23 protein-coding genes, 1 tRNA gene and 1 pseudogene are annotated in these 21,764 nt (G+C 53.0%); 11 read left to right on the top strand and 14 right to left on the bottom strand.

The window, feature by feature from the left end; translation table 11 throughout:
• The first annotated feature begins 252 nt into the window (after positions 1 to 252).
• A complete protein-coding gene (locus ACWHYZ_RS01670; protein WP_447985569.1) occupies positions 253 to 441 on the top strand; it encodes a hypothetical protein in 189 nt (62 codons plus the stop codon).
• 319 nt (positions 442 to 760) lie between these two features.
• Here the strand turns inward: ACWHYZ_RS01670 and ACWHYZ_RS01675 are convergent, their stop codons facing one another.
• Together ACWHYZ_RS01675 and ACWHYZ_RS01680 are read right to left on the bottom strand one after the other, a co-directional pair.
• Positions 761 to 1,384 carry a hypothetical protein gene (locus ACWHYZ_RS01675; RefSeq protein WP_447985570.1) on the bottom strand — a complete coding sequence of 208 codons (624 nt, stop codon included), beginning with the start codon at positions 1,382 to 1,384 and terminating at the stop codon, positions 761 to 763.
• Between the two features lie 414 nt (positions 1,385 to 1,798).
• Positions 1,799 to 1,873, bottom strand: a tRNA-Gly gene (locus ACWHYZ_RS01680).
• Positions 1,874 to 2,244: 371 nt separating this feature from the next.
• Between ACWHYZ_RS01680 and ACWHYZ_RS01685 the strand changes: the two genes are divergently transcribed.
• A complete protein-coding gene (locus tag ACWHYZ_RS01685) occupies positions 2,245 to 2,559 on the top strand; it encodes a hypothetical protein (RefSeq protein WP_447985571.1) in 315 nt (104 codons plus the stop codon).
• Between the two features lie 265 nt (positions 2,560 to 2,824).
• Entirely contained in the window at positions 2,825 to 3,244 is a 420-nt protein-coding gene (locus ACWHYZ_RS01690; protein ID WP_447985572.1) for a hypothetical protein, read from the top strand.
• 1,129 nt (positions 3,245 to 4,373) lie between these two features.
• Here ACWHYZ_RS01690 and ACWHYZ_RS01695 read toward each other — a convergent pair.
• Positions 4,374 to 5,530 (bottom strand): IS3 family transposase gene (locus tag ACWHYZ_RS01695; protein ID WP_447985459.1). Its coding sequence is split into 2 segments (ribosomal slippage): positions 4,374 to 5,257 and positions 5,257 to 5,530, totalling 1,158 coding nucleotides; the frame shifts between segments, so codons are not numbered across the junction.
• Positions 5,531 to 5,825: 295 nt separating this feature from the next.
• Positions 5,826 to 6,290 (bottom strand): response regulator transcription factor, encoded by a 465-nt coding sequence (locus ACWHYZ_RS01700; protein ID WP_447985573.1) that lies wholly within the window; start codon positions 6,288 to 6,290, stop codon positions 5,826 to 5,828.
• A 1,193-nt stretch (positions 6,291 to 7,483) separates the two neighbouring features.
• Between ACWHYZ_RS01700 and ACWHYZ_RS01705 the strand changes: the two genes are divergently transcribed.
• Positions 7,484 to 7,786 carry a hypothetical protein gene (locus ACWHYZ_RS01705; RefSeq protein ID WP_447985574.1) on the top strand — a complete coding sequence of 101 codons (303 nt, stop codon included), beginning with the start codon at positions 7,484 to 7,486 and terminating at the stop codon, positions 7,784 to 7,786.
• Between the two features lie 138 nt (positions 7,787 to 7,924).
• On the opposite strand, the gene ACWHYZ_RS01710 is transcribed toward ACWHYZ_RS01705, so the two are convergent.
• The 3 genes from ACWHYZ_RS01710 to ACWHYZ_RS01720 form a co-directional block, all read right to left on the bottom strand.
• Entirely contained in the window at positions 7,925 to 8,443 is a 519-nt protein-coding gene (locus tag ACWHYZ_RS01710) for a response regulator (protein WP_447985575.1), read from the bottom strand.
• A gap of 185 nt (positions 8,444 to 8,628) precedes the next feature.
• Positions 8,629 to 9,105, bottom strand: a complete 477-nt coding sequence (locus ACWHYZ_RS01715; RefSeq protein ID WP_447985576.1) for a response regulator — start codon at positions 9,103 to 9,105, stop codon at positions 8,629 to 8,631.
• 168 nt (positions 9,106 to 9,273) lie between these two features.
• The gene (locus tag ACWHYZ_RS01720; RefSeq protein ID WP_447985577.1) at positions 9,274 to 9,771 is read right to left on the bottom strand and encodes a response regulator; all 498 of its coding nucleotides are present in this window, start codon (positions 9,769 to 9,771) and stop codon (positions 9,274 to 9,276) included.
• A gap of 206 nt (positions 9,772 to 9,977) precedes the next feature.
• Here ACWHYZ_RS01720 and ACWHYZ_RS01725 point away from each other — a divergent pair, with 206 nt between their 5' ends.
• Entirely contained in the window at positions 9,978 to 10,646 is a 669-nt protein-coding gene (locus tag ACWHYZ_RS01725; RefSeq protein WP_447985578.1) for a sensor histidine kinase, read from the top strand.
• Here ACWHYZ_RS01725 and ACWHYZ_RS01730 read toward each other — a convergent pair.
• On the bottom strand, positions 10,615 to 11,013 hold the full coding sequence (locus tag ACWHYZ_RS01730) for a response regulator (RefSeq protein ID WP_447985579.1): 399 nt from the start codon (positions 11,011 to 11,013) through the stop codon (positions 10,615 to 10,617). The two genes, ACWHYZ_RS01725 and ACWHYZ_RS01730, sit on opposite strands and share 32 nt — an antisense overlap.
• Before the next feature lie 613 nt (positions 11,014 to 11,626).
• Between ACWHYZ_RS01730 and ACWHYZ_RS01735 the strand changes: the two genes are divergently transcribed.
• From ACWHYZ_RS01735 to ACWHYZ_RS01745, 3 genes and pseudogenes are all read left to right on the top strand, one after another.
• Complete coding sequence (locus ACWHYZ_RS01735) at positions 11,627 to 11,797, top strand: hypothetical protein (RefSeq protein WP_447985580.1); 171 nt, start codon at positions 11,627 to 11,629, stop codon at positions 11,795 to 11,797.
• An 11-nt stretch (positions 11,798 to 11,808) separates the two neighbouring features.
• Positions 11,809 to 12,123, top strand: a pseudogene (locus tag ACWHYZ_RS01740) (GNAT family N-acetyltransferase); the annotation flags it as partial.
• A complete protein-coding gene (locus ACWHYZ_RS01745; protein WP_447985581.1) occupies positions 12,086 to 12,895 on the top strand; it encodes a hypothetical protein in 810 nt (269 codons plus the stop codon). The pseudogene ACWHYZ_RS01740 and the gene ACWHYZ_RS01745, both read left to right, overlap by 38 nt.
• A gap of 71 nt (positions 12,896 to 12,966) precedes the next feature.
• Here the strand turns inward: ACWHYZ_RS01745 and ACWHYZ_RS01750 are convergent, their stop codons facing one another.
• Complete coding sequence (locus ACWHYZ_RS01750) at positions 12,967 to 13,362, bottom strand: response regulator transcription factor (RefSeq protein ID WP_447985582.1); 396 nt, start codon at positions 13,360 to 13,362, stop codon at positions 12,967 to 12,969.
• A 646-nt stretch (positions 13,363 to 14,008) separates the two neighbouring features.
• Here ACWHYZ_RS01750 and ACWHYZ_RS01755 point away from each other — a divergent pair.
• A complete protein-coding gene (locus ACWHYZ_RS01755) occupies positions 14,009 to 14,458 on the top strand; it encodes a hypothetical protein (RefSeq protein WP_447985583.1) in 450 nt (149 codons plus the stop codon).
• Positions 14,459 to 15,068: 610 nt separating this feature from the next.
• Here the strand turns inward: ACWHYZ_RS01755 and ACWHYZ_RS01760 are convergent.
• The 3 genes from ACWHYZ_RS01760 to ACWHYZ_RS01770 all read right to left on the bottom strand — a co-directional run bounded on the left by ACWHYZ_RS01760 (position 15,069) and on the right by ACWHYZ_RS01770 (position 17,597).
• Entirely contained in the window at positions 15,069 to 15,569 is a 501-nt protein-coding gene (locus ACWHYZ_RS01760) for an ASCH domain-containing protein (RefSeq protein ID WP_447985584.1), read from the bottom strand.
• Positions 15,475 to 16,956 carry a GNAT family N-acetyltransferase gene (locus ACWHYZ_RS01765; RefSeq protein WP_447985585.1) on the bottom strand — a complete coding sequence of 494 codons (1,482 nt, stop codon included), beginning with the start codon at positions 16,954 to 16,956 and terminating at the stop codon, positions 15,475 to 15,477. The genes ACWHYZ_RS01760 and ACWHYZ_RS01765 overlap by 95 nt, the downstream gene beginning before the upstream one ends.
• Before the next feature lie 470 nt (positions 16,957 to 17,426).
• The gene (locus ACWHYZ_RS01770) at positions 17,427 to 17,597 is read right to left on the bottom strand and encodes a hypothetical protein (protein WP_447985586.1); all 171 of its coding nucleotides are present in this window, start codon (positions 17,595 to 17,597) and stop codon (positions 17,427 to 17,429) included.
• An 887-nt stretch (positions 17,598 to 18,484) separates the two neighbouring features.
• Between ACWHYZ_RS01770 and ACWHYZ_RS01775 the strand changes: the two genes are divergently transcribed.
• Together ACWHYZ_RS01775 and ACWHYZ_RS01780 are read left to right on the top strand one after the other, a co-directional pair.
• Positions 18,485 to 18,688 carry a helix-turn-helix domain-containing protein gene (locus ACWHYZ_RS01775; RefSeq protein WP_447985587.1) on the top strand — a complete coding sequence of 68 codons (204 nt, stop codon included), beginning with the start codon at positions 18,485 to 18,487 and terminating at the stop codon, positions 18,686 to 18,688.
• Positions 18,689 to 18,788: 100 nt separating this feature from the next.
• On the top strand, positions 18,789 to 20,183 hold the full coding sequence (locus ACWHYZ_RS01780; protein ID WP_447985588.1) for a hypothetical protein: 1,395 nt from the start codon (positions 18,789 to 18,791) through the stop codon (positions 20,181 to 20,183).
• A 639-nt stretch (positions 20,184 to 20,822) separates the two neighbouring features.
• Here ACWHYZ_RS01780 and ACWHYZ_RS01785 read toward each other — a convergent pair.
• Positions 20,823 to 21,140, bottom strand: a complete 318-nt coding sequence (locus ACWHYZ_RS01785; RefSeq protein ID WP_447985589.1) for an RNA recognition motif domain-containing protein — start codon at positions 21,138 to 21,140, stop codon at positions 20,823 to 20,825.
• 408 nt (positions 21,141 to 21,548) lie between these two features.
• Entirely contained in the window at positions 21,549 to 21,764 is a 216-nt protein-coding gene (locus tag ACWHYZ_RS01790; RefSeq protein ID WP_447985590.1) for a hypothetical protein, read from the bottom strand.

Below are 21,764 nucleotides of genomic sequence, written 5' to 3' on the forward strand. Positions count from 1 at the left end.
GAGCTGTGTCGAACAAGACCTTTAACAGTCCTCTCAGTCGTCAGGTCATGGGGGAACGGGCATTGTACCGTAACAACTTTATGGCGTGAGTCAGGCGCAGGTAATACAATTTGTATGGTCTTTGATCCCATACGAGAGAGTCGTACATTGGTCAAGAGCGAAACAATAAGGCCTCGCGGGCCTGTGAAAGGGTAAAGCGTCACTTGCAAGACAAGGTTGCGAGGATTGCTGCCCTCGCGCTTGATTCGATCGATGAAAGCAAGGTTTGAGCGGCGGGATTTGATGAACTATAGCTTAGCGGCCCCAAACGCCGGCATCACGTCACCCGATGTTCAAGAGTACTATAGGCACATCTTTTATACGAAATACGCTGTTCAACGCGACACCGACAACACGGGGAATGGAAGCATCAGCCAATCTTTCTCGCCGGAGGAGGACTGATCGTGATGATCCGGCGGACGTTTTCAGTTATCCATTTCTCCAGCTGAGTAACCTTGTATGCGTGTACCAGTTGGCACCGTAAAATGCGCCCAACCCTAATGCCCATAGCGCAAAAGTACTCGGGTCAGGGACTGGCCAACGTACATAAGAAGAGTCTAGTGTCGCAAAATTGAAGTCGGTTGGGCCCTTGGAGGATGGAAATCGCCTCGCTACGCCACCTCTCCCCGGCGCACCTTTGGCAGGCAATCGAGGGACAGTGTGGCCATGAGGACAACGCTCGATCCGGAACGCGAGGAAGAAACGGCCCATACCTGAAACATTACACGTCCTTAGAATCACCTGGCGCTCGCGTCCGTCGGTTCCTCGTAAAAGCGGCGTCCCCGAACATCCCGACGTCATATTGCATGGCGATGAACTCGTCACTCCCCACAAATTTGTCAGCGTTCTTTTGGAAGGAAGCGTCAATCTTTTCCGATTGACGCGGCGAGATGCTAGACATGATTTCCGCAGCGTGCTTTGCCCTCTCGTTCATGTAGCCAAAGAGTTCACCTGGGACGGCATACTGGGCCCCCGGTTCAATTGTGCCTCTTTCGACATGCACCTTTGTGCCCTTCCAGCGGTTTGAACGGCTTTCGCGCACAAATCCTAGGATGACGAACCGGCCGCACTTCGAGTATACAAAGATGCAACCTTCGTTTCCTTGTAGGACACCTTTATCAATCATGCGCATGAAGTACCGGTTGATATTTGGAGACAAGACATCTGTGCCAGCCGAGGAAGATTCGATCGCACCGAGGGGCAAGAGATGCTGCTGAAAGGGGCCTGGATGTGGGCTGCGACCGAGTAAGAAGTTTTTCCATGCCTCCTCTGCCTTCCTGACCACTTTCAGCGCTTCAGTATCGTAGCCGTCAAGCGAAGTCTCATCCTTGATGAACTGCAACACGCGCCATGAAGCTGACACGCAAAACCGGAGCAGCCATGGGCCATATACAAACCGCTTTGTTGCATCCTGCGTGTATGGATAGAAGAGTTGGGATGCGAACGCAGTTTCTGACGCGCTGAAAAGCTCCTCGCAGTGACGGCAGAGCCAGTAGCGCTTATGCCCGTCCTGTATCCGCTTGTTAGGCATTTCGCTGGATCGGAGATGACTGCTAGCCGACATTTCCCGCAGCCAGCGATAGATGAAAGCTGGCAAGACGTGACTCTCTTGCAATTCCGAGTCAGCGCCGCACAGTCGGCATGGACCTACGGGCATGTGGGCTGAATTAAGTCTAGAGGATCGCCTGAGGGGCAGACCAACCTGCGGACCCACCCTCTCCTCAAACCGGGAGTCGTCATGGAGTCTGCACTGGAAGTATGGAGCGGGAAACGGGATTTGAACCCGCGACCCTCGCCTTGGCAAGGCGATGCTCTACCACTGAGCTATTCCCGCTCCCTATGTAACACATTGATTGGCCTCGCTTCGGACTTGAGGACATTTAGCGAGTTGAGCGAGGCTAACCTTCCAACCGTGACCTAAACCGTGACCGGAATCCGACCTTTCATCCTCCATAATTTCACCAAACTCCCCCCTGGCATACCCGAAAAATGCCCCCTCGCTTGTCGTTTGGGATGCCCCTAAACGCCAAACAGGATTTTCAGCCGTTTCAAGATTTAGGTCCAGTGGGGACTTTACTGAATCGATTCGATGGCTACATTGCTTGGATGATAAAACGTTTCTGTAGAGCCTGCTGTGAGGCAACGTTTAAGACGTGGGAAGGGTGGCCTGCGGAGTGGGGCGGCCCACCTTTAGAAATGATGAGAGTGCCGCGTCTGCCCCGCCTCCATGATGGCGTCTGTCCAAAATGCGGGGGAACAGAGACGGTCTCTGCCAAGCACATCCGGTATATCAACATTCATGGTGAAGGCAATACTGGCTTGCCTGACTATTTCGCCTTAATCATTTGTCGGCCCGGCACCGAACGCTATGCCTTCTTGTCTCAATGGGGCAATCCGTACTCGCTTTATGTTGAATCGGCTCCACGTACCGTTCGGCGGGTGTCTCCGCATAACGAGCTAAGAATCGTGGGCCGTCCTCGCAGGTCAGCAGGGCAACAGTTGCTGGACTTCGATCTGTAAAGACTGTCACTCCCGCCTAGCCAACCTGGCAAATTTTTAGGGGTGTGTACCTTACGATGTTCTCTTCTTCTAATCGTTTAGAACAAGGCAAGAACGTGACAGCTACGCTCGCACACACCCCGGAAATTTTGCCAGGTTCTGTTTAGAAATAATGCCGACTTCGTAAGTACCTTCGTAGGCAGTTATGTATGCGAAGTAGTCTAGTGACTTGCTTCGGCCCGTGTTAAACAGCGTGCTAAGTCGTGCTATGTAAAGAGGCGGGAAAGTGGTTCTTTCCGTTTTCGCACTGGCGGCGGTCGGGGTCCTACTTGACGTAGACCCGAAGAGAATTGTGCGAATCATCAAGGGCATGAGACTCGCCATTATTCCAATATTCGTGTTGGTTTTTGTGCTGGACTGTGTCACGCCGCTTGGAATCGCAGTGCCAGTTCTGTATGTGGTCCCCGTCCTGATGACTGCTCTAACAGCAAGCCTAGAATGGTCCTTTGGGGCCGCCCTGATTGCGACCATCGTGACCTATTGTGGTTATCTGTACTCGCCTCCGGGAGGTAACGTCGATGAAGGGACTACCAACCGCTTAATTGCATCCGTTCTGATTTGGGCGTGTGTCTTGCTTGGGTGGTTACTGAGCTATGTTCGTGAAGAGATTCAGAGGTTCTATAAGGAGAATAAACGTACTGACTAATAGCAAATGAGTGCTGACCCGCTGACATGCCTATCTCGACCTAGCTTCGCTTTGGTCTTTGCAGTTCATATCGCAGATGCTCACGTTGTTTCCGTAGCTCGACATCCCCCCGACTCTGCGTAAGCCTTCCTGCGCTCTGGGCTGCTGTGGCGCGTTCTGATGCCGGAGGATGATTGAATCAATCATATTGCCACACGCGAAACAACGCCATGCCCACAGCCATCGTAAGCCGGAATCGTGCTTCTCTAGAGGGACGCGAACGAGTAAATTGTGACAGCGCGTACACTCCATAAGCCGGAGTGTACATAAGTTTAAGTAAAAGTATAGAGTCTAAAGAAAGTGGCAATGGACCTGGCTTCGCTATGGAGTCGCTCCCAGATGTTTGGCCCTATCATCCAGGCACTTTAAATCAGCAAAAGGCACTGGATTACCCTACCCGACCAATCAAGTTCGTTATACAAACGACGTGCGGAGTGTTCCCTTATGAACGCTAAAGTTATCTAAGCAGGGACAAGGGGGAGGCCAGACTTAATCACCGGGACTCGGCACTAAACCCGCTGTCTATAAGTCTCCCTCCTCCACCTCCGCCTCTACGGCCACATACGGCTCAAGCCTTCACGTCAACTAAAGGAGGCGTTATGGCTGCGCTTAACTTAATTCTGATGGTAGTTTGTTCGCTATGGTTCCTTGCCTACCTGGACGGACACAGCAAGACGGCTAGAAGGCGGCGTAGGCGGTCTCTGACTTCTAAAACCCCTTTTTCCCATAATCCTCACCAATAAGGTTTTAGTACGCTTCCGCATGATGCAGTGATCTCTCTCCTTTTCATGGTGCTGGTGCATAGATCGCCTGGGTCGTAGCAGTCACATTGCACCCAAATTGGCTCGTGAGGTTACGTTCACGATGCCCCTTAAACGCGGAACCAGATCTTCGGGCGCTTTAAGATTAGGTCCAGCGAGGAGTTCAGTGAATGGTGAAAGTCTTCTGTAGAGCCTGCACTGAGGAAGGGGTTAAGCCGTGCAAGGTCGGCCCGCCGACGATGTAGCTTCCATCTAAAAGCAGAATGGGGCCAACGCGACCGCTGTCGTTACAGATGGAGTGATCTTCCCCCGAATTCATGGACACCGAGTTAAGACCGTCTCGCCATCGCTTCGAACTCGGCGGGGGATCGATAACCGAGGGTCGAATGACGGCGAGCCCGATTGTAGAAAACTTCCAGCCACTCAAAGATGTCCTGCTTGGCCTCCGCCCGTGTCCGATACCGTCGATGGTGCACGAGCTCCGTTTTCAATGTATGAAAGAAGCTTTCAACGACGGCATTGTCCCAGCAGTTGGCGCGTCGGCTCATACTGACGGTGATGCCCTGGGTCGTGAGCCGCGCGCGGTAGGCGGTGGCGGCGTACTGCGCCCCGCGGTCGGTATGATGCAGGAGTCCTTCCGCGGGCTGTCGGTGCCCCAACGCCATCGTCAGCGCTTCATGGGCCAACGCCTCCGTGAGCCGGCTGCCCATCGCCCAGGCAATGGCCCGGCGCGAGTAGAGATCCAGCACAATGGCCAAATACAGCCAGCCCTCCTCGGTCCAGACATAGGTGATGTCCCCCGCCCAGACCCGATTAGGCGCGGCCACGGCAAACTGACGATTGAGCGTGTTCGGGGCCACGGGATGCGCATGAGCAGAATCCGTCGTGGCCCGCCACTTCTTCACCATCTTGGCGCGGATGGCGTGCGCCCGCATGAGCCGCGCGACCCGGTGTTCACCAACCCGGTGTCCGTGCGCTCGGAGCGTCGCATGGACCCGGGGGCTCCCGTACGTCTGCCGCGACTCGGCATGAATCACTCGGATCGCGGTTACCAGCTGCCGATTCTCCGCTCCGCGATGACTCTCCCGTCGAGACGCCCAGGCATAGTAGCCCGCAGACGAGATGGCCAGGGCCTGACACATCAACGTCACTGGAAAGCGGCCGGCATGCGCCCGAATGGCCCGGCATCTCATCGCGGGGCTTTCGCGAAGTATGCCGCCACACTTTTTAAAAAATCCCGCTCCTGCGTCACACGGGTGAGCTCCCGCGTGAGCCGCGCCAACTCCTCCTCGTGGGGCTTCCGACGCCCCTTCCCCGGAAAGGAGTCGGCCGGATCGCTGGCCAGTTCCTGCTTCCAGCGGCGCAGCACATTGGGCCGGAGGCCGAGGTCTCGCGCCACCTGGGCCACTGGATTCCGGCTCTCCGTCACGAGTTTGACGGCCTCGACCTTGAACTCTCGCGTAAATGATCGTCTGACTTTGCTCATCGTGCACACCTCAAAGGTTAGCATGATCCACCCTTTTCGAGGTGTCCACTAAATTGGGGGAAGATCGAACAACTTGTCGTTGGTGATCCGCTAGGCGGTCCATCGGCCCCGCTCCCGTATTCACGGGGTACATGATGCAATCGTAAACCGCTTAGTATCTGAATGCTATCAGAGGCTCGGAGACGCTCTGTTTACATAAACCGTGTGGGTTACGATCCAATGAAAGGACTTGGCTCACCCTTATCTTTTGCGTTCCCATGCAGTAGTAGGATTCTAGCTTTCCAATAACCGGATACTAACGCTGACTAGACGTTCGTGCTTGAGGCTGGAGCTTGTGTTGAACATCCCGCTGAACATTGTGATGCGGCGTAGCATCGTCCAGGATTTGGTGTATAAGCACCACCAGCGCGGAGAACTCTATCGGCTTGGGCAGACAAGCCAAGGGGGCGAGCCGCTCAGACTGACCTTGGCACCCTTCGAGGTCTCTTGCGCTTATCATAATAATCGGGACATGCGGCTGGGTGTGCCGTAATTGTTCGACAAACTTGAACCCACTCACGTCTGGCATATGTACTTCCACGATCATGGCATCATAGGCAGCCGCATGGGCCAATATCAGTCCCGTCGCGGCAGAATCTGCCATGTCTACCTCCAGGCCCTGATTTCTAAACGCGAAATGCAAGCGATCCGACAGCGCGGTTAAGCAATCGGAATCATCATCGACGAGTAGCAAGCGATGTGTGGAGGCTTTTCTAGACATGCTGATGCTCGCTATACGTTCCCTTGCCTATTAAACGTCCATCGTCAACGTCCATCGCACTATTTGAAACGCCACACCTCCGCGTTTGTCCGCAGTCTAAAGCGTGGCCGTATGATGGCCTTTTTGAAAGTGTGCCTGCGTGATACGAATGCCCGCCGCATCGCCGAACGGCTTGATGTGTCGCGTCACATCGACACCCCCATAGCATTTTCTTCACTTCGACTTTGAGGGTTTCGGTGACAATGTAGATGTCAGACGCCGATCACCGTGCAGATGAGGAATCGTAGTCGGCATAGCAGCAAGCGAGACATGCTTCACCACTCTAACTGTTTTCTTATACATAGCATAAGCAAGGTGCGGGCCAAATCCGTCGGTTCTTAACGTATTGAAAATGAACTAACGGTCTTTAGCGTTCCACCGTTCAAGACGGACAGACTGTGGAGAGCGGGACATCCAGGGCGGGGGACTGGGGCGTCATTTGTACCCGATATGAAAGCGAGCTGCTGGTTCAAACCGCGCAACGAAGCAGCGACCGGCGGGCCAAAAAACCAGGGCGGCTGCATCTGTGGCGGAAGAGCGGGACATCAATACGGCAGGAGGGGCTGAAAGACGTGCTCCGTCTCCGTGCAACGGTCCTGCATGCTACGATTGGTGTCTGGCATGGTGCAAGCCAGTGTTACTGAAAAATGAACTCAGGCACTTAATGTTGAACCATCTTTCGCACTAATGACCTGCGTTAATACGTGACGAGGAATAAATGGATCACGCATCCGTATTGTATAATCCCGTTGCGGTATTTGGCCTAAGTGAACTGTGTTTGCTCGACTCAGGCGGTCCACTGCTGAAAACACTTGCGCCCATGACAAGCTCATCAAGGCCCGGACCAGTTGGTCCATCGTGATCGGGCCATGCGTTCGCAAAAACTCCATTACGATACGATCTGCTTGCGCTGCGTCGTCATGTTGCACTTGCATAAGAGGACACCCCCGCCCCAAGAAGTAATTACGGCGGAGGAAAGTCTAGCAGGTCATACAACCTTGCCAATAGGACCAAAGTCGTATGGTCGTCGGTTGATCGGCTTAGAAAGAAGTGGGTCGCCGACTTCCAAACTTGACCGAGCAACAGGACAGTATATACTCCTATGCTTGGTCGGCTAACAAAGGAAGTCCACTACTAAAATACGGGAGACACTAATGCCAAGACCGCCATTGAACGCAACTAAGATTAACGCTGAGAAGAGTCGCAAAGCGGCGACATCGAAACAGGGGATTGTGAGTCGGATCAAAACTGACGATGAGCCGAAGAGTCCGGCAGACGTCATCAAGGCGGACCAACTTGTCATCACGGAAGACGAGTTCAGAGGGCGAATCGCCGCTAAAGCGTATGAGTTATATGCTCATCGTCAGGCGGTAACGGAGACCGATGACTGGTTGCAGGCGGAGCGGTTAGTGAAAGAAGAACTGCTTGCGCGAGGACACCACGCGGGGTCCGTATAAGCTCTTTCAATTTGGGACCTGCCAATCTTTCCGGGGTGTGTGTACCACTCTCTCTTTCTCGCTTAGAACGAGGATGAAGAATGCCAGGCGCACACTCCTAGTTTTTTGCCAGGTTTAGGCTGTAACGCTGAGGTTCCCTTATTGGTCGCCAGTGGACGGTGGAGCAACGTTTTGGAGTGTCTGACGTAACCGTTCCTGGATTGCATGGGACCTTCTGCGGGCCTGCTCAATGGCTTTCGGATACCACCTACTATCGTCGCCCAGCACTTGCTCTGGTCTGCGGCGCATCTCTGTCCGCAGCACCGCCCGATTCACGACAGAGAAAAAGACATCCGGGTCTACCGGCTTGTGCAGGAAGGCATAGGCGCCATGCTGAGCGGCCAACTGTTCCCGTTGTACGTCTCCATAGCCGCTAATGAGAACCACAGGCGTATCCGGGCGTCTCTGACGACATTCATCCAAGAATGCAATCCCGTCAAGGGCAGGCAGCACAAGGTCACTCACCACGAGATCGTAATCGTGCATCCGTATCGCAGTTAATGCCGTCTCCCCGTCCAGCGCCGTATCAACAATGAAGGTGGGACGCTCACGCAATAACAGTTCGCGTGCTGCATAGATAAACGTCTCATTGTCGTCTACGAGGAGAATGTGTGCCACGTGCAAAGTGTAATACACATTACACAGGGTGGAGAGTCCGACCAAGGGGAAGAGAAGAAGCGGTCTTGCTTACAGGGAAGAATAAATCGTCCTACAAAAGATGGGGAAGTTTTAGATTCAGTGCCTGGACTAAGGATAGTTCATCCGTGAATTTATGGGCGCAGGCTGGTTACCTAGACCGTTCCCTAGCGATGCTGGGGCGCGTGAGATTGAAGTGACCGTACCTGGCGAGGCTGATGGTGCACCACTCGTTGGACTGAATCAGCTTCCTTATCCTCGCCCAAGGCTTCGTGTAGAAGTGTCCGTAGCTGAGAGAAGTCAATCGGTTTGGGAAGGCAGGCCATGAGGCGCAGACGGGCAGCCTGCTCTTCACAGCTTTTGATGTTCCATCCGCTCATCAGAATAATAGGGATATGGGGCTGGGTGCGCCGCAGTTGTTCCACAAACTTTAGGCCGTTGATGCCGGGCATGACGACATCCAGGATAATGGCATCGTACGGAGCCGCATGAGCCAAAATCAATCCAGTGGCGGCAGAATCCGCTATGTCTACTTCCACACCTCGATCTCTGAATGTGAAGCGCAAGCGATTGGACAGCGCGGTTAAGCAATCTCGATCATCATCGATGAGGAGCAAACGCGGCATGGTCGTAGCGTGTCCCATGTACAGAGCATACGGTCCCTTCGGGCCTACCACTATCCGTCAGACATGAGAACCGCTTACAGAGAAGGGAGCAGTATAGCTGTCCTAAGGCGGCCTACTCATAGGCTGTTCGCTTTAAACATCCAGGCGGGCGATACGGAATTACGAAAGGAGCGGATAAGCGTAACGTCAATAATAGGGCAACGGCGCCTGAAATATTTCCTCCGTCTCCGCGACGAGGCTTCGCATGAAGTACCCCAATTCTCGCCCCGACTCGACGACCGTCCGCCGCAGCTCAGCAACTTCCTGCCGGAGACGATAGCATTCAATGGCCTGCTGGACGAGTGGGATGAATGTGGCGCGGTTCAGCGGCTTATTGACTAATGCAAACATGCCCAGACGCAAGCCTTCTGTCAGCATGTCGTCTGTGCTGTCTCCCGTCATGAGGATGAATGATGCTTCCGATCCAGCTTCCCGTGCCGCTCGCAGTAAACCGAGACCGTTCATGCCGGGCATATTAACGTCAGTCAGCACAACATCAAACGATGCCTGTTGGATGGCACGAAGGGCCGGTCGAGGGTCATTGAAGCTGTCAATCGATGCCGCAGGAAAATGGCGGCACAGCAGCGCGGCAAGGCAATCCAAGGCGAGACAGTCATCGTCTACGATCATGAGCCGGCCGTGCATTCCGTAATCCTTTTCGTTAACAACGTAAGGTATATACACCTAATACATACCACTTTACTAGGTGCCCTTGCACCTACTATGGCTCTTAAAAAGCATGTATATTCAAGCGGCCATGTCAGATGTCTGCGGACCATTATGCGGCCTAAAGTGCGGATAATTGGCTAAGTCCGAACCGGGTTAGCATACAACGTAGTTAGAGTCACACCATGCACGGCAAGGGTCTGAACCCAGACGACTCGACTGAAAGAGCGCGGGCAGAGGAACGCCACCGACTGGCCTTGTACCTGCACGATCATATCGGGCAAACGCTCACGCTTGCCAAGCTACAACTTACCCGCATTCAACAGACTCTCCGGGAACCTCTTGATCCGGCCAAGCAGGCCTGGCTTCAAACCACTGTGGATTCGTTGATCCCAGAGCTTGATGGTGCGATGCGAGCGGTCCAAGAAGAGGTGTTTGTACTCAACCCCGCTGGACTTGCAGAAGTCGGTGTGATTGCGACGCTAGAAGAGGACTGTGAGGTATTTAGTCATCGTACAGGGATTCAATGTGACCGACGCTGTGAACCGCTAGACCTGGACGCTGAGCGCGAAGTATTAGTGGTGCTGATCGTACGGGAAGCGTTGGCGAACATTGCGCGACACTCCCGTGCCACAACCGCTGAAGTGACCGTGCAACGGCGTGGGGGACAGGGCTTCCTAGCAGTTCACGACAATGGGATTGGGATTGATCCACTTCGCCTGAGAGCCGCAGAGAGCTTTGGGATACGAGGCATGGAAGAGCGAGCGCGGACACTCGGAGGCGAATTGTTGATCGAGAGTACACCGACTGAAGGGACGCGCCTCAGCGTATCTTTCCCTCTGGCCCCTCGCTAGAAAAATACATCCCGCCCTGACTGATAACCCTGACCGCCTCAATGAGTTCAGTGCTGAGGCGAGCCTTGGAAACAAACCCAGCTGCCCCGGCACGTTGCCAAGAGCGCGTAGGAATATCCACCGCAAAGGAAACGACCAGGATGGGCAGATTCGGATAGCGGCCCTGGATCGTTTGCATAGTTTGCAATTTGGTGTGCTGAGGAAGACGGAGATCAAGAATAAGGACATCCCATTCGTGGAGCCGCAGTTGGTCCCACAATTCCTCCGCGCTGGCCGCGTCTTCGCACAGAACCTTATTCGCCCGTAAGTGTTCCCGCAGGGCGGCACGAAGCGAGTGATGCCTAACGGCTAGGAGGACACGAACCATAGGTCCCGCTCAAGAATGGTCCTGTTAGGCCAGCTTGATGAAATAAACGATAGCAATGTGCGGGTGAAACAGCCGGAGGGATGGAGACACACAACGTCCTTCCGGTCCACCATGAACCATAAAGGACGCCATTGTCCTGAAGATCAGAGTCTCCGTAAAGGTGACGCCATTGTCGCCCTTACTTCGGTATGCTTATAGGTGAGCTGATTCGGCAAGTCAAGGTACCGGTTGCAGCGAAGAAAGCTTGCAGACTATCGTAGGGACGGCAAAACCATTGTACTATGTCCTTCTCCCATCGCCAGGGTCCTGCCGAGCCTGAACCTGGCAGTTTTCCGGGGGTGTGTGCTTGCGTCTCTCTCTTTCTCGCTTAAAACTAGGATAAAGAGTGCCAGGTACACACACCCTGAGATTTTTGCCAGGTTGACCGGCATCACATAACCATCCTTCTCAGCATACCCCTATGCGCTGTCGCGTAGCGTGATCCACGTCAGTGAAGTGCACGGCTGATCTGCGTGGCCTCCGACCTCTCGCATTGTCCCTGGCTGATGTTTCAGGCATACCCCGAACTATATAAGACTATTGTTTACAAACGTGCTACAGGGAGGCGTACAGCATGGAGTTGAGACCATTAGAAAGTTCCGATATTAGTCTGGTCGCCGGATGGCTAAGCCAAAGCGAGAATTACCAGTGGCTAGATTTCGGCAATGGCATTCAGATTCTATCGCCCGGTTTGTTGAAGCTGATGAGCCAGAGTGAGAAGCACCACTTGAGGCTCTATGGCTAGTTGGGTTCAGCAATATCGATACACACTTCAAGACGGCCCTACTGTGGTATGTGTTAGGCGATAAAGGGGTCGCCAATCAACGTCACACCACTGCGGCGGTGTCGCGGCTGTTAGCGATAGGCTTCAATGAGCTTAGCCTCCGCGCAATCAGTGCGTGGGCCGTCGAAGCCAACCATCCTTCCATCCGTGTGTTAGAAAAGAATGGGTTTCGCTACATCGGCAAGCAACGGGCCTGTCACATTGTCAATGGAACGGTCATGGACCGACTGCTGTTCGACTTGGTATCGGATGAATACCCTCAATACCGTGAACGCTACGCCGCGTGATGATCGGTCTGCCAACGCTATCGATCCAATGCCCAACGATCTCGAGAGAGTGGAGTTCCGAGCCGGTATGGACATGAAGAGCATTGGTCTAAAGCAACGCATCGAGTATTGGTCTCCTACAACACGCACAGTCCAACGGGGAACCGTTGTCTGGATAAGCCCCCGCCGTGACCTCATCGCGGTTCAATCGGGGGTAGAGACCGAGTTTCTCAAGAGAGCGCAGCTCACCTATAAGCCCTGTGCACCTGCATCGGATGAAGACTTTCATCGCATACCGGCTGCTGACCCGCAGCATCGTCCAGACCGAGAACGCTATCTCAGGGTTTTGGCGTCCGCCTATCCTGACTATTGTGTCTGTTCTCTGACCGCGCTTGAAGGCGTTCGCACATCCTGCCGAACAGGGACAAGATGGCGGGTGTTCTGCCAAGCCGCCGTGTTGCATCATCCGCACAAGGGCCTGCTGTTGGATGTCGAAGGGGACCACGTTTGGTATGGGGCTGTGATGGTGATGGACCTCGCCACCTTAGCGGGCAAGCCCTGGTCGCCCTATGTCGGCGTCCCGAACCAATGGGACGCCCTTGATATTCCGCAGCAAGAAATGGCGAGAATTGTAAGCGACGCTGTGGACGCATTGACCCATCACACGGTGATCCCGTATCCGCCTGCCATCGTAGTTGAGACCAACGGCATCACAGGCCGTGTGCTGGGACAGGGTTCCTCATGCCACGACTCTAGCTCGCCGGATCGGCATTCTTGCTCTCGCCTGGAATAGTTCTCCATCTCTTCATTCCCTGTCTAATAGCGAGTATGCCGCACGCTGTGCGGCCAGGACCGAACGGCGCGTTAACGTGGGCTGTCATACTTGTGTTCTAACAGCCCTTTCACAGCCGTACACAGCACGGAGAACTCAATGGGCTTCGATAGACAGGCGACTAATCCGAGACGCTCGGCTTGTTCTTGACCGCTCTTCACGTCCCAGCCGGTTATCATAATGATGGGAATGCCCGGCTGGGTGCGCCGAAGCTGTTCTGCGAACGTGAATCCGTTGGTCCCTGGCATGACGATATCGACAATAACGGCGTCGTAGCGAGCGGTCTTAGCGGCAATGAGGCCGCTCGCCGCACAATCAGCGACATCTACGGCGAGGGACTGTCCCCGAAACGCGAACCGCAGACGATGGGATAAGGCGATCAAGCACTCTGGATCATCATCGACGAGCAGTATCTGAGGAAGTGCCATAGGGTAAGCCTAACCCCTGCATAGCCTTACGGCTAGCGGAGGATGCCGACCTTGCCCACCAATTCGCCGTCACAGCGCATGTCCCAAAGAGACTGACACTGTTTGCTCGATTGAAGCAGTCGCCTTGCCACGTCTGCTGCAATTAGTGTTGCCCTTTACAGAGGTAGCACTCTATCGGGGAACCAAAGTCGTTGGCACGTTTGAGATGTCGGTTGACTAAGCTCACGGCACTGCCTGCAACACCTGATATAGATGCCCTACCCTGACCTGCTGCCCATTGCGGAGCTTTAGAAACTCCACCCCAAATCGTCGCGGCTCTGCCGACCAGACTTTTGCGAGTCCCACTTCAAGACGTCGTTCTTCATCGCGCATCAGGACGTGAAGTCGGACGTAGTTACGGGCAACCGGCCATATCGCCTTTCACGACACAATCGAGCTTCAATCCCGATGCGTTGAGTATCTATTTTGATAGAGACATCAGCACAGATAGATACACCGAAATTTTATGAAACGTGCTCGCTCTAATTATCTGATTCCGAACAATCACATACACAGAGCGGGTAAGGGTAATGGGATTGCATACAAGGCATTTGAACTAGCCAATGGCTATTGAGTGTATCCACCCTTTTCCACTGGGGAGGCAAACATGAGAAAGGCCACGTTAGCCGCAATAGTTTTTACCCTCGTTGGTTCTTTCGTCGTTCTCTTTTATTCCGAAGGCTCAACTAGCTGCACTATCGACCAACGCATCAACTTAGGTAAGCAAGGCTACACGCCGGATAGGGTAGATCAGATGTGCACGAATTCTGAGCCTTCCCCAGCGGAGGAATCTAAAGAGAAGGGACCTTGGGACGAGTTGATAAATGCGTTTATGGGTGAACTGGGGAAAGGGCTGGGGCAAGAGCTATTCAAGGGTAATGACAAGGGCAGTAATAACGCCGCGCCCCCGACGCCCGCTTCACCATATTCCTATTCAAAGACGGCTACTATGTGTGCAACGAACTATGGAGTCTGCCCTCTTCAAGGAATACCCGCAGGCGCTTCCTGCTATTGCAGAGCTTATAACGGCTTTACTGCGTATGGAATTGCAAGATGAAGAGAGCCTGACTTATAAAAACCGTTAACAATTGGCAGCCGTCATGAAGCGGCAAATTCATCTGACGCAAAAGTCACCGGGACAGGGTAGCGGCAGGCATAAGCGTGTGGAGTTTCCATGATTGTGAATGTGTCGTTTTCCCGTGAGCGACACGCTCGCCGATCTCAATGAGAACTTGGAGATGTGGGAGAACATCTTTGGCTTGCTGCGCCGTCAGGCCGGTGGAATTGAAAAGGATATGCTTTACGAGGATGTCCGTCTTGTTCGGGTTGACTGTATGGTGCCACAGCAGTGGGATTGCGGCGGCGAAGCTCCTTTAGCATGTCCAACACTTCACGCTTCGTAATGACGCCCTTCGCGGTCAGCACTTCAACGAGGCTTCCAACTCCCATGCATTACAAAACGCCAGTTCGTCCAGGGTCACGACTTCCTTTTGATCTAGTTTATTCGCCATCGCTCCTTGCTCTCACACAGATACGTATTGAGGGAGCGGTACCATAAAGGCTTTGATAGGAACATTGGCCGTTAGTTGAATGCTGTTTCGCTGTTGTGGTTGCGAGTCGAAGGAACGCGCCGTATATCAAGGAATGTAGGCGGTCAGGATGCATGGCTAAGGGTTTGTAGACGTGGCAGGAAATCCCTCATTCAATACTTGCTTGTAAAAGTTTGTATCTACATAAGAGAAAGATTGAGGAACTCTGAACCCATCTCTTATCTGAGCAGGTTGCAGCTCTTTTGCTAGCTTCTTAACGTAGCTGAGGGATAGGGCTACAGCCACTTCAGTCCCCGCATAGTACTCATTAAATACTTTTCTTGGTATCCCCGCCCTGCCTCTCGCCAACCTCCATGTGCCAGATAAAGAACCCACCGATACATTATTAACCCTCGCCACTCCCACTATCCGTTTAACTGGCGAGGTGGAATACAGTACTAAGTGGGTTACGTTATGCCGAAACCTTGACCTTCGGAACTCATATCGTTTACCACCGCTTAGTATCAAATTGGCATACACTGGCTTAACTGGTAAGAAGACAATTACTGATTCCCCATTTGCGGAAAATCTTCTTAAAGGAATCGTGGGTGATTCCCCTGATTGTTTGTATCGGACCATTAACAACCCCCTGGTCTTTTAGCCAACTATACGGGATGGCGATAGGAAGATGAACTGCTAGTCGAAATAAAATTACCTTCGTCTTTCTTCCGGCCATGCTGGCTATTTCTTCATAGCTATAGACAGTGCGTTTTGATACCAGTTGCAAAATCTTGTCTTGCTCAGCATGTTCTTCTACCAACTCAACTATACCTACGCTGGTTATTGCTTGGACGTCCTTAGATCGATAAAAGAACAACACATCACCACTTCGGATGGTCCCAATGTTCGCATGGCATAAATACGCCTGTTTGATGGCATGTCCTGCGGTGGAAGCAACAAACAGCATGGACTGAACTTGTGCGTCAGGGAATAACATTGCATGGAACTCAGGCTGTATTGGGACAAGGTATTTGCTGACTTTTTCACCGCAGAGGAAATGAGGATAATAGCGTGTATGGTATTCAAGGGGTGGTAGTATGACGTTCGGTGGAGAAATAGGATGCGCTTTTACAAAAACACTATCACCTTTATACGATCCAAATGGCGTGAATCCGAAGTCCTTGCAGAGGTCTTCTAAATAGTCGTGTTTTCCTGCTGTCATGGTAATGTATATGCTCTCGATTCCATTGCTAGAGCCGTATCTAAAAGCCGCCTTTAATAGAAGCTCACCCAGTTTTCGGCCTCTGACATGCTCCGCGACTTTGAATGTGCATAGTTTCAATACCTTCCCACGTAACGCTCGATTGTCATCAGTGATAATGGCGTCTTGTTCTTCTTTAAAGATTAATACGGCACCCGGATTGCCTGAGTCATCCCAATAAACCCACGCTGTTCTGCCTAACCGGGCCTTGTCTTTATACCAGTCATCGAAACCGTCATATCCTTGGCGTAGCGAGTCGAAAAATGTGTGGGTCAAATCGATCCTGTGTAGTTCGACCTCTTCAATGCTTGGCAGAGCTACGCCTACCCTTGTATGCAGGCTTTCAAGGAAGGATGTGGCCTGCTGGATATAGTGAACACGACCTTGGATTCCTAGAAGAGCTGCTTTTTTGTGAAGTTGTCGATCCTCAGATACGAGAATATTAGCCGCGCTACGATAAAGAGCATAAAGCATCTCGTTGTCGGCTCGGTCGTTGTCATCACGTTCGCAAAGTCCAAGTGATGCCAGTTCTCCTTCTCTCGGTAGAGGTGGGTCTAAAGTCGTGTATTTGGTGATCCTGGACAAGCTGATTTCCCGACGCTGTAGGTTACGGTCCCTTTCAATGTCTCTATACGAGGCGGGATGCACGATCAGCCGATGACCGTGTTGGGTGGAAATGCGAAACAAGTTTGCAAGACTATCGTTTAGGACACGCGCCGAGTCCTCCAAGGGGATGATGATGTTCGTGTCGAGTAGAATTTGCATCAAAGTGCAGAGCTAAGGTCGATACAATGTCAGGGACAGGGCAGTCCGTCCCACTTAGCCTTAACAAGCTAAATGACTTAGGGTAAAATACTTATATGCCAGACTATTGAAAGATCAAACCGTGGCGGGCCTAGAGGCGTGACAAGAAGTCATGATGGGGAGTGTGTTCTAAACGATGTATTCGGAAACCTTGATGTCAATTCAGAGAGAGTGGGTCTTCATGGTATAGCTCGTTTCGATGGGGTGCAGCACACTTCACGGTCTTAACAGGCTCGGAGCGCAATCCAAATCTGCACGCCAGAGGCAACAAGTTAGGCAAACGCTAAAAAGCGTCATAGCATAACTCAGCCATACCATCGTAGCTCCTTGTTTGGCGGCTTCTTGATTGAACTCTTTCATCGTTTGATGGAGGGCCTCCGTTGCTGCGCTACCACTCCATTCACCAATCGGTATGCCCATAGAGCCTCCTTTTACTTCTCCATCTGGTACTTTGCCCGGAGCTGTCCCGCAATTCCTTGAAACGTCTTCATGTCGTTCTCGTATCCCGCATAGACCGCCTTCAGGATATCAGGATGCTTCACTGTGTATTCAGTGAGGACGGTAAGAACGCGGGCTTGGTCCGTAGTGAGTTCAAGCTGCATCGGGGCCTCCCTTAGTCGTGAGTATAATCAAAACACCCTAGCATGCTAATGCCGGAGAATCCACATTTTGTGACCCCTCGTACAGCCATCCCTTAGGATCATCAGCGGCTCATCGCCGATATCCTTTAGACACCATACGGCAGATCACACAGCCATCCATTACAAACCATGACGGCGGGTGAGTCCCCCCCTCAAATGGCGGTTGCTGCGACGGGAAATAGGTTCGGCGTGCGAAGTACGCTTATTGCCGGACGCCTCTGACATGGACGCTCTATGAAAGCCATTGTGACTGACGGTTGGACGGCATCCAGTGTGGACGATGTGAGTGCACAAGCCGAGATCATCGCCCAGCCGCCGATCTGCCGACAGTGTTTGGCAATACCAATCATACCGAGTCCGCAAAGGTCCGCTCGTCTGGATTGGGGAGACGATGCGCACCAGAAGGCACGGTGATCCATAGCCCCGTCGTCCCAGGCCGTCTTTCCGCCTCACGATCAATTGGCGTCCTTCCATCCCGCTGCTACCTCCAATTCTGAATCTTCAGGCTACATTTCGCCCAAAACCAGACCGTATCGATCATTCAGCCCTCAGGGGCCGTACGGGAAATAAATTCCGACGTACTCCCCGACGCCTACCCAAAAACTCAACAGACGCCGAAAGGAGGGCCGATGTGGCCGATTTGAGAGTCATACGCAAGCAGTGACGCCGTAACGCCTAAGTGGGCGCGAAAGACCGCGCCGGACAGGCATTTATAACAAGTTATCGAAGGGAAGCCGTACGGAAACGGAGGTTCTTCGTATGCTTCCGGTGAACGGCGCAGATCGGACCAATCTGCGCAATTCCAAACCCGCGCCATGCATACGGCGCATCACCATAGGAGGTTTCTCATGGCTGCTGCAACAGAACCGCTCATCTACCACGTCTCCGATGTGGCCCGCCTGTTGGGCTGCAAGGTGTCGTCGGCTCGTCGGCTCCTTGAGCAAGGGGTCATTCCATCCCGGCGGCTGGGCCGCAAGCTCGTTGTGCTGCCCGACGAACTAGCGACGCATTTGAAAAATCTGCCGAACGGCAATGCAAACGCAAAAGCCTGAGTTGAGAGACCGCCCTCCATACGATGAAGGACGTATTGAGCCGGTTAGAGCGGGTGCGACAGATACCACTGTCCGTATAACATTTTACAAGGAGGTAGTAGTGAACACGAAAGGCGCACGGCTCTCCCAAATCCACCATCTTCTCGGACAAACGACGAGTTCGCCCTATAGCCACGATATGGTGGAATTGGGGCTTGCAACAGCCACCAGTCTTCCCCTCTGCCGTCAGGAGCATGCATGCCCGGTATGGATCATGATTGCTGGCAACCCATCATCCGGAAAAACGGAGGGCATCTTCGCGCTCAAAGGGGTGCCGGGGGTGTATTTCGTGGATACCATGACTGAGAACAGCTTTCTGAGCGGGTATGTTAGCGAGGGGAAGAAGCTGGAAAAGCAGTTTCTCGATGAGATCAATGGACAGTGCCTGTTAATCAAGGATCTCACGACGCTCTTTTCATTGAGGGAAGACAAGATCAAGAAGCTTTTAGGTGAGCTGCAATCGATATATGACGGTGAGTATATCAAGGCTACCGGAACGGTCGGGGTACTGCGTTCTGAGAGTGTCTTCTCAATGATCGCCTGTGTGACGCCCTATGCCCTTCGTCAACATCAGCGGTATATGTCAATGATCGGCAGTCGCTTTCTGTTTTACCGGGTGCCTCCCCTTGAAGAGGATCAACGGCAGGAAGGCTTCGATATGTTATGGAATGAGAATGGGCAAGACGGGACGGTTGCTGCACTACGAAATGCCGTACAGGACCACGTACTGGATGTCATGCAAAACCCGACGAGCCTTTTGAGTGAAACCGCAGAACAACGACAGGCCCTGAACCAACTAGCCGTCTTGCTGGCGCGTGGACGAGGGTTGATCCTCACGGAAAAAACGACACGCCTTGACGAAAGAACCGGGCTAGAGACGCATCTCTATGAAGTCACTGATGTTCAGATTGAGGAACCCTTTCGCGCTGTACAACAGCTTCGCACCCTTGCACGGGCATTAGCCAGAATTCACGGTCGAGACAGGGTCACAGACCATGAACTTCAAATCGTTCGGAGAGTGGTGCTCTCGTCGATGTTGCATGACCGCTCTAAAATCGTCCCCCTCTTCCCCCTGTATGGAGGCCGCTTAACGAGCAAGGATATACAGCGTGAACTGGGCAAAGGGTCTTCTACTGCCCATGAATGGCTGAAGGAACTTCAAGCATTAAACCTCATAACCAAAGATGACGAGAGCGGGCAATACAGCCCCCACGCCGAAATAGAGAAGGCCATTATGTCTCGTTCAGACGGGATAGACCACCTTGGGGATTTGGAGTCAGAAACCCATGACGATTCGCCAAACTGCCCCCAGGGTAGCGGTTTAACATCCATTTCAGAGGTACTTTTAGGCGAAAAAGACGGGCCACAAGCAGAAATCCCTGACACCCCTGGGGGGACTTTAGTGAATGAATGCCGCGATGATCTATGGAGAGAGATGGCGGGTGATATGACTTAACCTAACCTTATACGGGCCGGTGAGAGGCGGCGGCTTGGTGCCGCCGTCTTCCCGGACGATACCATTCAGGTTACATCACTATATGATGCGGTCTGTGTGCCTTGGATTGGGTCGAGCAGCGTCTCGTCTAGCCTTTGTCCTATCAGTGTATTGCTACGTACAATGCTCAGCGGAGCGGGCAGTTTTAAGGCACCAAGAATCGTCTCAGCCTTTGTTAGGTCGTCTTCAGACATCGTCTGTATGCAAGCCAGAACGCCGTGAGCCGTCCGGGCGAACCGAACTGATGCCACGCGGCACCCTTTCAGTACCTCGTGCACCTTCGACTCGCTGAAAAAGTTGGGGAGGTTCAGGACAAATAGGCGCGACTCCATATATCCTCTCTCTAAGCCATGACTAAGGCGTAAAGGGCGTCGAAGGAGATGGAGTATATCGTAGTAGGAGACGCTTACAATCGGCGTGGAGCCGACTCACGGGAGGCTTGGACGGCATTGGGCTTGTTGGAGGTAATCGGCTCTACTACCAGTTTCGCCATATCGCCTTTAAATATAAGAATGGCGGAGTGGCGGAATTGCTTTCGCCGCTCCTTCACATTCACGCTACATCGCTATACAGTATCCGAGCGGTGGAAGGGTGCGGGCTTTATGCCGCAGCATGGGGCTTGGATGCTAAGCCGTGTTTCTTCGCGATGCGGGCGGCCAATTGTTCCAACGCATGGCCTTCTGGAGTATCGTGCGGGACAGCAAAGAGTTTGCAGCCATCGTCAAGCGTAAGACGAGAAAGAGTGGCGGTAACCCTTTGCGCGTCTTCTAATGAGGTCAGCTCTACCATGCCAACATCGCCGTGAATCGTATGGATGAAAGTCAGCGACTGTATGTGGCAGGGGGCAAGAAGTGCACGCAGTTTTGTCTCGGTCACGTAAAACGGAATGCCGGTGATGTAGAGCTTGGTTTGCATCATACCACCCCTTCCTAACACCAAACTAAGACACAATGGTTAAGGGAAGCTGAGCGTATCCGCACATTACGCTCACATTTTGCCGTCGTCAAGTACTGATATTAGGGTAACAAACGTACTGCTCAATGGAGAGCGGAAGCGGGGAGACCGCCAGTCCTTCAGAGACGTTGTGATTCGGACACCATCGCCCGACCGGGCTGTATTTAAACAAGGCTACGGGGACAGCCAGTACGAAGAGTAAAAGCGCGGCGATCCATATTTCTGGGATGAAGACGCTAGGCAGCCAACGATGAAAGACCCACCCAAAACCTAGAGCAACGAACGCGGTTCCGACAAATATAATGAAGCACAACAACAGATTGCTCCTTTACCATGTGCGCCAGCATCCCAAAACGCTTCATACGACCACTCTCATTTTGCCTTCGGCAATATGCCCTTCCGCTCTAGCTCTTCAACGTGCTTCTCCAATAGTTCAATGACATAGCCGGGTACCCCTACCCCGGCCAACGCTGCGGCAGCGCGGACCTTCCGTGAAAGGCCAATGGGTATGCCGCGCACGTATAGGACTGTGGTGTCGTTCGGATCATCGCTCCGCTTAGGACGCCCCATAGGTGCGTACAATGCCAT

It is taken from the genome of Nitrospira sp. Nam74 (assembly GCF_965152615.1).

What these genes read in the sequence shown, in the direction of transcription:
- ACWHYZ_RS01670 (WP_447985569.1), top strand. Translation starts at nt 253, where the DNA reads ATGAAAGCAAGGTTTGAGCGGCGGGATTTGATGAACTATAGCTTAGCG.
- ACWHYZ_RS01700 (WP_447985573.1), bottom strand. Translation starts at nt 6,290, where the DNA reads ATGTCTAGAAAAGCCTCCACACATCGCTTGCTACTCGTCGATGATGAT.
- ACWHYZ_RS01705 (WP_447985574.1), top strand. Translation starts at nt 7,484, where the DNA reads ATGCCAAGACCGCCATTGAACGCAACTAAGATTAACGCTGAGAAGAGT.
- ACWHYZ_RS01715 (WP_447985576.1), bottom strand. Translation starts at nt 9,105, where the DNA reads ATGGGACACGCTACGACCATGCCGCGTTTGCTCCTCATCGATGATGAT.
- ACWHYZ_RS01720 (WP_447985577.1), bottom strand. Translation starts at nt 9,771, where the DNA reads ATGCACGGCCGGCTCATGATCGTAGACGATGACTGTCTCGCCTTGGAT.
- ACWHYZ_RS01725 (WP_447985578.1), top strand. Translation starts at nt 9,978, where the DNA reads ATGCACGGCAAGGGTCTGAACCCAGACGACTCGACTGAAAGAGCGCGG.
- ACWHYZ_RS01730 (WP_447985579.1), bottom strand. Translation starts at nt 11,013, where the DNA reads ATGGTTCGTGTCCTCCTAGCCGTTAGGCATCACTCGCTTCGTGCCGCC.
- ACWHYZ_RS01735 (WP_447985580.1), top strand. Translation starts at nt 11,627, where the DNA reads ATGGAGTTGAGACCATTAGAAAGTTCCGATATTAGTCTGGTCGCCGGA.
- ACWHYZ_RS01745 (WP_447985581.1), top strand. Translation starts at nt 12,086, where the DNA reads ATGAATACCCTCAATACCGTGAACGCTACGCCGCGTGATGATCGGTCT.
- ACWHYZ_RS01750 (WP_447985582.1), bottom strand. Translation starts at nt 13,362, where the DNA reads ATGGCACTTCCTCAGATACTGCTCGTCGATGATGATCCAGAGTGCTTG.
- ACWHYZ_RS01755 (WP_447985583.1), top strand. Translation starts at nt 14,009, where the DNA reads ATGAGAAAGGCCACGTTAGCCGCAATAGTTTTTACCCTCGTTGGTTCT.
- ACWHYZ_RS01760 (WP_447985584.1), bottom strand. Translation starts at nt 15,569, where the DNA reads ATGGTCCGATACAAACAATCAGGGGAATCACCCACGATTCCTTTAAGA.
- ACWHYZ_RS01765 (WP_447985585.1), bottom strand. Translation starts at nt 16,956, where the DNA reads ATGCAAATTCTACTCGACACGAACATCATCATCCCCTTGGAGGACTCG.
- ACWHYZ_RS01770 (WP_447985586.1), bottom strand. Translation starts at nt 17,597, where the DNA reads ATGCAGCTTGAACTCACTACGGACCAAGCCCGCGTTCTTACCGTCCTC.
- ACWHYZ_RS01775 (WP_447985587.1), top strand. Translation starts at nt 18,485, where the DNA reads ATGGCTGCTGCAACAGAACCGCTCATCTACCACGTCTCCGATGTGGCC.
- ACWHYZ_RS01785 (WP_447985589.1), bottom strand. Translation starts at nt 21,140, where the DNA reads ATGATGCAAACCAAGCTCTACATCACCGGCATTCCGTTTTACGTGACC.
- ACWHYZ_RS01790 (WP_447985590.1), bottom strand. Translation starts at nt 21,764, where the DNA reads ATGGCATTGTACGCACCTATGGGGCGTCCTAAGCGGAGCGATGATCCG.